This is a genomic window from Vibrio sp. Vb1554 (assembly GCF_033344235.1).
On sequence record NZ_JAWPOJ010000008.1, the window covers coordinates 95,481 to 107,942 of the forward strand.

Here is a 12,462-nt window from a genome sequence, read left to right on the forward strand (position 1 = left end):
TCAAACATCCTCCATGATTACTGTGCTTGAACACGCAGCTCTGCGGCACTGCGGCTCTGGTGACCAAGTAGCGTGCGAAGATCTGCCGCTTGTGGTTTCACCAAATAGAACTTTGGAATCCATTCATCAAAGTTCGCCAAAATATTTTCAGCATGACTCGACCCTGTTTCTTCAAGGTGTTCCGCAATTAGGCCACGCAAATGTTCTTGGTGGATGTAAAGATCGGACAATGAGATGGCTTCGACAGACTCAGTATTAACTCGACCTTCAAAGCTTTGGTTCTCATCCAGAACATAGGCAAAGCCTCCAGTCATACCCGCGCCAAAGTTCACACCTGTCGCACCAAGAATGGCAACAATACCGCCAGTCATGTACTCACAAGCGTTATCGCCAGCACCTTCAATGACGGCTATCGTACCTGAGTTTCGTACGCCGAAACGCTCACCTGCTTTACCGGCTGCAAATAGTTTACCGCCGGTCGCGCCGTACAGACAGGTGTTACCAATGATGGTTGCTTCATTACACTTAAATGCAGTGCCAAGGTGAGGTTTGATAACCACTTTACCGCCCGCCATGCCTTTGCCCACGTAGTCGTTCGCATCGCCCGTGAGGTAAAGCTCTACACCACCTGCGTTCCAAACACCAAAGGACTGGCCTGCGGTGCCGTCAAGATAGATTTTGATAGGGGAAGCCGCCAACCCTTGGTTGCCATAGCGTTTTGCTATTTCGCCAGATAAGCGTGCACTAACAGAACGATCAGTGTTGATGACATTGTAGAAGAAACTTGCCGATTGACTGTTTTCGACCGCATGCATGGCATCATCAACGATCTTTTGGTTGAGCTCAGCTTTATCAAACGGTTTGTTTGGCTCTGTCCAAAATAGCGGATGGCCCTCAGGTGATACTGGAGCTTCTAGAATATTGGATAGATCCAGCTTGGTCTGTTTCGCTGTAAATCCCTCTACTGCCTCAAGTAAATCGGTACGACCAATCAAGTCCGTCAGCTTTTCAACGCCAAGTTCGGCGAGTAATCCGCGCACTTCGTCTGCCAGGCCGATGAAGTAATTCATCACCATTTCTGGTAGACCTTTGAAGTATTCTTTACGCAGTGTCTCGTCTTGAGTCGCAACCCCAGTTGCACAGTTGTTGAGGTGACAAATTCGTAGGAACTTACAACCCATAGCGACCATTGGCGCAGTACCAAAACCGAAGCTTTCTGCACCTAAAATTGCGGCTTTAACTACGTCTAAACCAGTCTTTAGACCACCGTCTACCTGTAGGCGGATCTTATGACGCAGACCATTAGCAACCAGAGCTTGTTGTGTCTCTGCCAACCCCAACTCCCAAGGGCTACCAGCGTATTTTACCGAAGTTAATGGGCTTGCTGCGGTACCACCGTCGTAACCCGAAATGGTAATAAGATCAGCGTAAGCCTTGGCTACACCCGTTGCGATGGTGCCGACACCTGGCTCGGAGACGAGTTTTACCGAAACCAGCGCATTCGGGTTGACTTGTTTAAGGTCGAAGATCAGCTGGGCCAAATCTTCAATCGAATAGATATCGTGATGCGGAGGAGGGGAGATCAGAGTCACGCCTTGTACCGAATAACGCAGTTTTGCGATTTCTGCGGTGACTTTGTGTCCTGGTAGCTGTCCACCTTCACCCGGTTTCGCACCTTGTGCCACCTTGATTTGCAGTACATCCGCATTAGTCAGGTAATGCGGCGTTACACCAAATCGTCCAGAAGCAATCTGTTTGATACGTGAGTTACGCTCAGTACCGAAACGGCGAGGATCTTCACCGCCTTCACCCGAGTTAGAGTAACCACCAAGACGGTTCATCGCCGTTGCAAGTGCTTCATGCGCTTCTGGGCTAAGTGCGCCAATGGACATTGCCGCTGAGTCAAAGCGTTTGAACAGTTCAGTGCGTGGTTCTATTTGCTCAAGTGGCAGCGGTGAGTCTGATTTTTTCAGCGACATTAAGTCACGCAGCATGGCAACAGGGCGTTGGTTTACCTGCTTAGCAAAGCTCTGATAGTCGTTACTTTCGCCAGATTTAACGGCCTGTTGCAGCGTGCCGACGACATCCGGGTTGTAAGCATGATACTCACCTCCATGGACGTACTTTAACAAGCCGCCATGATCAATCGATTTGCGTTTCGCCCATGCTTTACGAGATAAGTTTGTAAGATCTTGCTGGAAGTCGTCAAAATTCGCGCCTTCAATTCGAGTTGTGACGCCTTTAAAACACAGATCGACCACATTTTGGCTCAAGCCAACTGCTTCAAACAGTTGTGAGCAGCGGTAAGAGGCGATGGTTGAGATCCCCATTTTCGACATGATCTTGTACAGGCCTTTGTTGATGCCGTATTGGTAGTTTTGCATCACATCGCGGTAGTCTTTCTCTAGTGCTTTATCATCAATCAGTTTACCTAACGCTTCATAAGCAAGGTATGGGTAAACCGCAGTGGCACCAAAACCAAGTAAGACGGCAAATTGGTGTGGATCACGGGCTGTTGCGGTTTCGACAACAATGTTGGCATCGCAACGTAAGTTCGCGTCAATCAGACGAGTTTGAACGGCGCCGACTGCCATTGCTGCCGGAATTGGTAACTTACCTTTGACCAAGGCTCTGTCCGAAAGAACCACTAAAACCGTGCCTTCACGAACGACTTGCTCTGCTTGCTCACACAGATCATTAATGGCTTGTTTAAGATCTTTTTGTTGTGGGTCGTAGTTGATATCGAGAATGGTATTACGGTAATGATCGTCACTCAGCTCTAGTAGTTGCTGCATGTCAGAATAGAGCAGTACTGGAGAATCAAAGGTTACACGATGCGCGTGGCCATCGGTTTCACAGAAGACATTCATTTCCTGACCGATGCTGGTCGCCAGCGACATGACGTGTTTCTCACGCAGTGGATCGATTGGTGGGTTGGTGACCTGCGCGAACTTCTGACGGAAGTAATCAGTCACCAAGCGCTCTTTCGAAGAAAGAACCGCCATCGGGGTGTCATCACCCATCGAACCGACGGCTTCTTGCCCCATATCACCGAGGACACGCAATACTTGATCGACTTCTTCATTGCTCATAGCAAACTGCTTTTGATAAGTCTTAAGCAAGTCTTCATCAAAGCTGCGCTCACCTACTTGATCTTCAGGCAGCTGAGAGAACGGTGTTAGTTTGCGAACGTTGTTCTCCATCCATTCGCGATAAGGGTGACGAGATTTCAGGTCATTATCGATCTCGCTAGATTGCCAAAGCTTACCTTTACGAGTGTCGATGACGAGCAATTCCCCCGGACCTACACGACCTTTTTTGGCAACTTCATCTGGGGCGTAATTCCAAATCCCTACCTCAGACGCCAGAGTGATCAACTTGTCTTTGGTAATTACATAACGCGCAGGACGTAGACCGTTTCGGTCTAGGTTACAAGCAGCATAACGACCATCGGACAGTACGATACCTGCTGGGCCATCCCATGGTTCCATGTGTTTGGAGTTGAAATCGTAAAACGCACGCAAATCCGGATCCATGTCAGGGTGGTTTTGCCATGCTGGCGGCACAAGCATACGCATGGCACGGAAGATATCCATGCCGCCAGCTAAAAAGAGATCTAGCATATTATCTAGGCTAGACGAGTCTGAGCCTGTCTCGTTCACAAACGGTGCTGCAGTTTGTAGGTCAGGCAGCAGTGGTGACGAGAACTTGTAAGCACGAGCGCGTGCCCATTGTCGGTTACCTTCAATGGTATTGATCTCACCATTATGAGCAAGGTAGCGGAACGGTTGAGCTAATGGCCAACGCGGTTGAGTGTTGGTAGAAAAACGCTGGTGGAACAGACAGATAGCAGATTCCATACGTAGATCGGCAAGATCAAGATAAAAGCGCGGTAAGTCCGCAGGCATGCATAGGCCTTTGTACACCAAAACTTGAGTCGATAAGCTACAGATGTAGAAATCCGGATCTTCGGTGATTTGTTTCTCGATGCGACGGCGTGCGATGTAGAGACGACGTTCAATGTCGCGTTCGCGCCAACCTGCCGGTGCAGAGACAAAGACTTGCTGAATATTTGGAAGCGAGTTGGCCGCAATTGGACCGAGTACTTCTGAATTAGTTGGTACTTCACGCCAACCAGCCACAGTTAGCGTCTCTTGCGCCAGTTCTTTGTTGACGATGTCTTTAGCGAGTTGAGCTTTGACTGGATCTTGGTTGAAGAAAATCATCCCTACGGCGTATTGCTTGCCAAGGTTGAAACCATTTTCTTCGGCAATAAGACGTAAATAGGAATCGGGCTTTTGTAATAGAAGACCACAACCATCACCAGTTTTACCATCGGCGGCGATACCACCACGGTGAGTCATGCGGTCAAGTGCAGAAATTGCTGTACGTACCAGCTTGTGGCTTTGTTCGCCTTCCATATGCGCGATCAAGCCAAATCCACAGTTGTCTTTCTCAAGACTTGGATCATAAAGAGCCATTGCAATTCTCCCTTTGCTTATCCGTCATCCCGACAGATATATCAACACTGCTTACGTTGATATCGATGACTAACTATGCGTCATCTTTATAGCTTTATGTATAATTATTCAGTAAAAGTTGTGAAATATTTAACATTTTTTGAGTGTTTTATTTTCATCAACTTCACAAGCTATAGCTTATTGTAAAAAAGGTCAAGTTATTAGTGGATCATCACGTGAATATACGATTTACCATTTAATAAGCTAAAATAGTTTAATAATTTCAAATAGATAGAAAATTGATTGTTACAAAAAAGTAACATTTGATTCTGTGGGAGATAAAAAAGACCAGCATAAAATGCTGGTCAAAATAGAAAGATTGGAAGGAATTGTTTTCTTTCTTCACCGATAGCCATCGATATTGCTGATGGCTATTAGGCAATTGAAAGAGAGAAGCATGACTGCTTCGTTAAGCAGAAAGCATCAGTGAATCTGCTTTTGCTTCTAGGTTTGTGCCACCCATTAGGTAATCATCGATAGCACGGGCACATTCGCGGCCTTCATTGATACAACGAACCACCAAAGATTGGCCTGTTCGCATATCACCAGCAGCAAATACGCCTTCTTGGTTAGTAGCAAAATCTTGAGTTGCTACGTTACCGCGATCGTCTAGTGCGATATCCAGTTGAGCAAGTACGCCTGTTGGTTCAGGGTGTAGGAATCCCATCGCTAGAAATGCCATATCACATGGAATCACACGCTCGCTGCCTTCTACTTCTTTGAAGCTTGGACGCTCGCCTGGTTTCGCATCTTGCCAAACGATATCAGCTAAACGAAGACCGGTAACTTCACCTTTGTCATTGCCGATGAACTCTTTGGTTAGGATATTCCAGTGACGATCAACGCCTTCTTCATGAGACGTCGAAGTACGTAGGATCATCGGGTACTGTGGCCATGGCATATTGGCAGGACGTTTCTCTGGTGGAATCGGCATGATTTCAACCTGAGTGATGCTTGCTGCACCGTGGCGGTTTGATGTACCTACACAGTCAGAACCCGTATCACCACCACCGATAACGACAACGTGTTTACCCGCGGCGTGAAGTTCTTCACCCTTAAGATCCATGTCGTTGGCACGGCGGTTATTTTGACCTAGGAATTCCATCGCGAAGTGAACGCCTTTTAGTTCACGACCCGGAACGGGCAAATCACGTGGAACCGTTGAGCCACCGGTTAGTAGAACCACATCGAACTCTTGACGCAATTGTTGAGCATTTACATCAACACCGACGTGTTGGTTTACTTTAAACTCAATGCCAGCTTCTGCCATTAGATTGATCTTGCGATCAATGACTTCCATGCTCAGTTTAAAGTCTGGGATACCAAAACGTAGCAGACCGCCCACTTTCTCGTCTCGCTCGAATACCGTCACAGTATGACCAGCGCTGTTTAGCTGCTCTGCTGCCGCAAGGCCAGCAGGACCTGAACCAATGATCGCAACGGTTTTGCCAGTGCGAGAGCGTGGTGTTTTTGGTTTGGCGTACCCTTCACGATACGCCGTTTCTACGATGGTTTTCTCGATATTACAGATAGTGATTGGATCTTGGTTGATGCCAAGTACACAAGCACTTTCACACGGAGCAGGGCAAACACGACCAGTGAACTCTGGGAAGTTATTGGTTGAGCTTAGAATGTTCCAAGCTTCTTCCCAGCTATCACGATAAACCGCATCGTTAAACTCTGGGATGATGTTACCGATAGGGCAGCCGTTATGACAAAACGGCACACCACAATCCATACAACGAGAAGCCTGAGTATTGATCTTGTCACCAAACTCCTCGTTCAGAACGAACTCTTTGTTGTTCTTGATGCGTTCAGCTGGGTCGATCTTCTGTGGTAGTTCACGACCATGCTCTAAAAATCCAGTAGGCTTACCCATTATACGGCCTCCACTTGAGTTTCGTTTCCTTGAGACTGTGCTTCAGCTTTACGCTTTTGAAGAACCGCTTTGTAGTCACGCGGCATTACCTTAACCATAGAGGCTAGGCTTGCTTCAAAGTTGTCTAGGAAAGACTGAGCGACTTCACTTCCTGTGAATTGAACATGCTTAGTTAGCATGTCGAGTAATAGATCTCTGTCTTCTTGCTCGATTGGATCTAGGTCTACTAACTCTGGGTTCAGTTTTGACTCAAAGTCACCTGATTTATCCCATATGTAAGCCACGCCACCACTCATACCTGCGGCAAAGTTACGACCTGTTGACCCAAGGATGATGGCTGCACCGCCAGTCATGTATTCACAACCGTGGTCACCGACGCCTTCTACTACTACTTTCGCGCCTGAGTTACGAACACAGAAACGTTCACCAGCCATACCACGAATGAAAGACTCACCCGAAGTTGCACCGTAGAAGCACACGTTACCAACCACGATGTTGTCTTCCGCGACAATGCTTGATTTCGCATCTGGATAAAGTACTAAAGTACCGCCGGATAAGCCTTTACCCCAGTAGTCGTTCGCGTCGCCTTCCACTTCGAACTTCACGCCCTTAGCTAGGAATGCGCCGAATGACTGACCTGCAGAACCTTTGAACTTCACGTTCATTGGCTGAGGTAGACCTGCATCTTTGTACACTTTCGAGATTTCGTTCGACAACATGGTACCTGCAGAGCGGTCCGTGTTGACGATAGGGAACTCGGCATTCACCGCTTCGCCTTTCTCTAGTGCAGGAATCGCTGCTTGAATCAGCTTACGGTCTAGCACTTCTTCTAGGTTGTGGTTCTGTTGAGCTTGGTTGAATACACCATCAGCTTCACGTGGTTGCTCAACGTGGAGAACAGGAGACAGATCTAGGTTCTTGTATTTCCAGTGAGAAATGTCTTGGCGGATCTTCAGTTTCTGACCTTGACCGACCATTTCATCGATAGTGCGGAAGCCAAGCTCAGCCATGATTTCACGTAGACCTTGTGCCATGTATTGGAAGAAGGTAACGACGTCTTCTACGCGGCCATCAAAGCGCTCGCGAAGCGTCTTGTTCTGAGTCGCGATACCAACAGGACAAGTGTTCTTATGACACTTACGCATCATGATACAACCTTCAACCACTAATGCTGCGGTTGCTACGCCCCATTCTTCTGCACCAAGTAGTGTTGCCACTGCAAGGTCGCGAGGTGTCTTCATCTGACCATCTGCTTGAACCACGATACGGTTACGTAGACCGTTCTTCAGTAGCGTTTGGTGCGTTTCTGCCAAGCCAAGTTCCCAAGGAAGACCGGTATGGCGGATTGAAGACATTGGTGATGCACCTGTGCCGCCGTCGAAACCTGCGATTAGTACAACGTCCGCTTTCGCTTTCGCTACACCAGAAGCGATCGTACCTACGCCTGCTTCTGATACCAGCTTCACGTTTACACGGCCTGCGCGGTTCGCGTTCTTCAAGTCGTAGATAAGCTGAGCCAAATCTTCGATTGAGTAGATATCGTGGTGTGGTGGTGGAGAGATAAGGCCAACGCCCGGAGTCGAGTGACGCGTTGCACCGATCCAGTCATCTACTTTATCGCCTGGTAGCTGACCACCTTCACCTGGCTTCGCACCTTGAGCCATTTTGATTTGCAGCTCTTCAGCGTTAGTTAGGTAGTAAGAGGTTACGCCGAAACGACCTGAAGCCACCTGCTTGATTGCAGAGCGTTCCCAATCGCCGTTCTCTTTGCGCTCGAAACGCATTGGGTCTTCACCACCTTCACCAGAGTTCGATTTCGCGCCAAGACGGTTCATCGCAACAGCCAGTGTGGAGTGTGCTTCGTAAGAAATAGAACCGAATGACATAGCACCCGTCGCGAAGCGTTTCACGATGCTGTCAATTGGCTCGACTTCGTCGATAGAGATAGAACCGGCTGGATTCTTAATGAATTCTAGCTGGCTACGCAGAGTTACCGCGTTGTCACCTTGTTTATCTACGGCTGTCGCGTATTGCTTGAACTGATCGTAGTTCTTGTTGCGCGTAGACTCTTGCAGTAGAGAAATAGTCTCTGGGTTGAATAGGTGCTTTTCACCACGCTGTTTCCATTGGTAAACACCACCAACATCCAGCATTTGAATTGGGATTTCGCGTTGTGGGTAACCGATGCGGTGACGGATCAGCACTTCTTTGGCGATATCATCAAGGGTGAGACCTTGGATACGAGAAACCGTACCAGTGAAGTATTTGTCTACCACGGATTTGTGGATGCCCAAGGCTTCGAAGATTTGTGCGCCATGGTACGACTGTAGCGTCGAGATACCCATCTTCGAGAAGATCTTCAGAAGACCGCCATTAATCGCTTTACGGTAGTTGTTGAACAGATCGCGCGGGTTCGCTTCTGGATCCAACTTCTTCGTACGTTGAAGTTCAATGATGGTTTCAATCACTAGGTAAGGGTTAACCGCATTCGCACCGTAACCAAGTAGCGTTGCAAAGTGGTGCGTTTCACGCGCGTCACCAGTTTCAACCACGATGTCACACTTCGCACGTAGACCTTTACGGATCAAGTGGTGGTGCACTGCGCCAACAGCCAGCATTGCTGGGATCGCCGCGTGGTTTGAATTCACTGCGCGGTCAGTGAGTAGGATGATTGAATAACCATCGATAACCGCGTCTTCTGCGTATTGGCAGATACGTTTTAATGCACGCTCAAGTTTGCCTTGATCTTCACTAGCTTGGAATACGATATCCAACGTTTTCGCTTGTAGGTGCTCGTTATCGATCGCACGCAGTTTTTCAAGCTCAGAGTTGGCTAGAACAGGCGATTCCAATTCTACTTTCTGACAGTGAAGTGGTGTTTCAGTCAGAAGGTTTTGGTCTTTACCCAAGTAAGTGTTCAGCGACATAACCATACGCTCACGGATCGGGTCGATCGGTGGGTTAGTTACCTGTGCGAACAGCTGCTTGAAGTAGTTTGAAAGATGTTGAGACTGATGAGATAGAACCGCAAGAGGCCAGTCGGCACCCATTGCTGATAATGGCTCTTTCGCATCATTCGCCATTGGAACGATGATTTCGTTCACTTCTTCAGTGCTTACGCCAAACGCTTGTTGGCGGTGTAGAAGGTGTTCTGGCTTAGGTTGGCTGAACTGGTTGCTCGCATCTGGCAGCTTCTTCAAGCTCAGTAGGTTTTCTTCTACCCACTTCTCGTAAGGCTGTGCCGTTGCGATGGTGTCTTTCACTTCTTCATCAGAGATGATTCGACCTTGTTCTAGGTCTGCAACGAAGATACGACCCGGTTGTAGACGACCACGGAACTCTACGTTCTCTGGTTCAATATCCACAACACCAGATTCAGATGCCATCACTAGGAAGTTATCTTTGGTCACTGTGTAGCGAGAAGGGCGCAAACCGTTACGGTCTAGTGTCGCACCAACTTGAACACCATCAGTAAAACATACTGAAGCAGGACCATCCCATGGTTCCATGATGTTCGCGTGGTACTGATAGAACGCGCGACGTTTAGGATCCATGTTTTTGTTTTCTTGCCATGCTTCCGGGATCATCATCATCAATGCGTGTGGCAGGCTGCGACCAGAAAGAACTAGGAGCTCAAGTGCCATATCGAAGTTAGATGAATCCGAGCTGCCTTCCTGACAGATTGGAAGAAGCATGTCGATTTCAGCCTGAGTAAACAGGTCTGATTCTAGGATTGCTTCACGGGCTTTCATCCAGTTCAAGTTACCGCGAACTGTATTGATTTCACCGTTGTGGGCAATGTAACGGAAAGGCTGTGCAAGACGCCATTTCGGGAAGGTATTGGTAGAGAAACGAGAGTGTACCAGCGCCAGTGCAGTCACCATGGTCGGGTTTTGTAGATCAAGGAAGTACTGAGGTACTTGCTCGGTCGTTAACTGACCTTTGTATACCAATGTCTTGTAAGACATGGAGTTAATGTAGAAGTCGTCACCAATGTTCGAAACGCTTTCTAGGCAAACACGTACAGTATAGTTACGAAGTACGTACAGTTTGCGCTCTAGCTCTTCAGGCGTGATGCCAGGGCCGCCGGAGATAAACACGTGCTCAAATTGAGGCTCTGTGCTTAGAGGGTCGGCACCAATCATGGAGTTGTCGGTTGGTAATACGCGGTAGCCGATAACTTCAAGGTCTAGACGCTGTGCGTTGCGTTCTAGAATGTCACGGCATTGTTCGCGTTTGTATTCGTCTTTCGGGAAAAGAACGACACCAACACCATACTTTTCAAACGAAGGCAGTTTAATGCCTAGCTTAACGGCTTCTTCTAATAGGAATTCATGAGGTTTTTGTAGCAAGATACCCGCACCGTCACCGCTGCATGGGTCACAACCTTGACCACCACGGTGTTCCATGCGAGCCAGCATATCCAATGCTTGAGTCACTACTTCATGAGATTTACGGTTTTTAAGGTGAGCAACAAAACCGATACCACAAGCGTCATGCTCCAGTTCCGGAGTGTACAGACCCTGTGGATTTTGCTCTCTATCTACCATAGATACATCCTTCCAGTTCAATGTCGACGCAAAAGTAACGGGCAGCAAATACTACCTAGACTATTGATTACGTCTTGTCCTTTATATTTATTATCGCCACCGATCTAGGTTGACCGGTCTTGATTCCTTTCCGTATCTCGCAGGAAAAGTTTTGCGAGAAAAACAATCCTTGGTGGTATCCCTTTATTTATTATCACTATCTAGTGATTTATATAGGTAGGAGTGGGATAACACCGACAAATCCCGCAGTGTGCTTTGTAATAAAAGTCACAAAAATAACGGGGTTGTGTAAGTATCCTACAATTTTGTCACTTCAGAATGCAATGAAAAAGTCGGCGTTGTGACCCAATTTTTTCGTTTAATTATGCATTTTTAGTTTAACATTTACGCAACATGAACGATTTTTGTCTTTAATTATGCAAGTTTATTGATTTTGACCTGCATGATGGGTGTTTGAATTGATTAATATTGTGTGTTTTTTCTTGCAGGGATGTAATTTATTTACATAGATCGTAGTGAGATTGATTACGATTTATTGTTGGTGAGAATTTATGCAGTTACATGAGTTGGTCAATACAATCGGCCAAGATCTTCAGCGTCGATACGGTGAAAAGGTTCATAAGTTAACATTGCACGGTGGATTTAGTTGCCCTAACCGCGATGGCACGATTGGGCGGGGAGGATGTACATTTTGCAATGTGGCTTCGTTTGCAGATGAAGAAGTCCAGATAAAAAGCATTCACGAACAGTTAAAAGATCGCGCAGGTGAAATTCACAGAGCGAAGAAGTATCTCGCTTATTTTCAGGCCTACACCAGTACCTATGCAGAAGTACAAGTTCTCAAAAACATGTATGAGGAAGCACTAAAGGCTGCAGACATGGTTGGTCTTTGTGTGGGGACGCGTCCTGATTGCGTCCCTGATGCGGTATTGGATTTACTGTCGGGCTATGTACAGCAAGGTTATGAAATTTGGCTAGAACTAGGTCTTCAAACCGCCAACAACGACACCCTCAAACGTATCAATCGTGGTCATGACTTTGAGTGTTATGCCGAAATCACTAAGCGTGCTCGAACACTCGGAATCAAGGTTTGTACTCACTTAATTGTGGGTTTACCCAAAGAAACCCGCGCCGAAAATATTGAAACGCTGCAAAAAGTGTTGGCCGTGGGAACGGATGGCATCAAGTTACATGGCTTGCATATTGTCGAAGGTAGCACCATGGCGAAAGCTTGGCGTGCTGGAAAGCTAGAAGCCCCTGAATTAGAAGAATATGTTGCGATCGCCAGTGAAATGATTCGTATGACACCACCAGATGTGATTTATCATCGCGTTTCATCAGCAGCCAGGAGGCCCACGTTATTATCGCCTCTGTGGTGTGAAAACCGTTGGCTAGCGATGACGGAAATTGGTCGAGATCTCAGTGCTCATGGTGCTCAAGGGAGCCTTACGGGGAATGCCTTTATCTATACTAAACCGGAATTAATAGCAGATCGCTCAATAAATAACTGATA

4 protein-coding genes are annotated in these 12,462 nt (G+C 47.3%); 1 reads left to right on the plus strand and 3 read right to left on the minus strand.

Going from position 1 to position 12,462, the window contains the following annotated elements:
* Positions 1-17 precede the first annotated feature (17 nt).
* From gltB (R8N28_RS09125) to gltB (R8N28_RS09135), 3 genes are all read right to left on the minus strand, one after another.
* On the minus strand, positions 18-4,481 hold the full coding sequence (gltB, locus tag R8N28_RS09125; RefSeq protein WP_318183349.1) for a glutamate synthase large subunit: 4,464 nt from the start codon (positions 4,479-4,481) through the stop codon (positions 18-20).
* A 448-nt stretch (positions 4,482-4,929) separates the two neighbouring features.
* Positions 4,930-6,399 (minus strand): glutamate synthase subunit beta, encoded by a 1,470-nt coding sequence (locus R8N28_RS09130; protein WP_104975856.1) that lies wholly within the window; start codon positions 6,397-6,399, stop codon positions 4,930-4,932.
* Complete coding sequence (gltB, locus tag R8N28_RS09135) at positions 6,399-10,949, minus strand: glutamate synthase large subunit (protein ID WP_205390715.1); 4,551 nt, start codon at positions 10,947-10,949, stop codon at positions 6,399-6,401. Before gltB (R8N28_RS09135) ends, R8N28_RS09130 begins: the two co-directional genes overlap by 1 nt.
* Before the next feature lie 551 nt (positions 10,950-11,500).
* Between gltB (R8N28_RS09135) and R8N28_RS09140 the strand changes: the two genes are divergently transcribed.
* Positions 11,501-12,460, plus strand: a complete 960-nt coding sequence (locus R8N28_RS09140; protein ID WP_005381829.1) for a TIGR01212 family radical SAM protein — start codon at positions 11,501-11,503, stop codon at positions 12,458-12,460.
* Positions 12,461-12,462: the final 2 nt, after the last annotated feature.

Excerpts from the sequence above, each read along its gene's own strand:
- R8N28_RS09140 (WP_005381829.1), top strand. The coding sequence starts at position 11,501 with ATGCAGTTACATGAGTTGGTCAATACAATCGGCCAAGATCTTCAGCGT.
- R8N28_RS09130 (WP_104975856.1), bottom strand. The coding sequence starts at position 6,399 with ATGGGTAAGCCTACTGGATTTTTAGAGCATGGTCGTGAACTACCACAG.
- gltB (WP_318183349.1), bottom strand. The coding sequence starts at position 4,481 with ATGGCTCTTTATGATCCAAGTCTTGAGAAAGACAACTGTGGATTTGGC.
- gltB (WP_205390715.1), bottom strand. The coding sequence starts at position 10,949 with ATGGTAGATAGAGAGCAAAATCCACAGGGTCTGTACACTCCGGAACTG.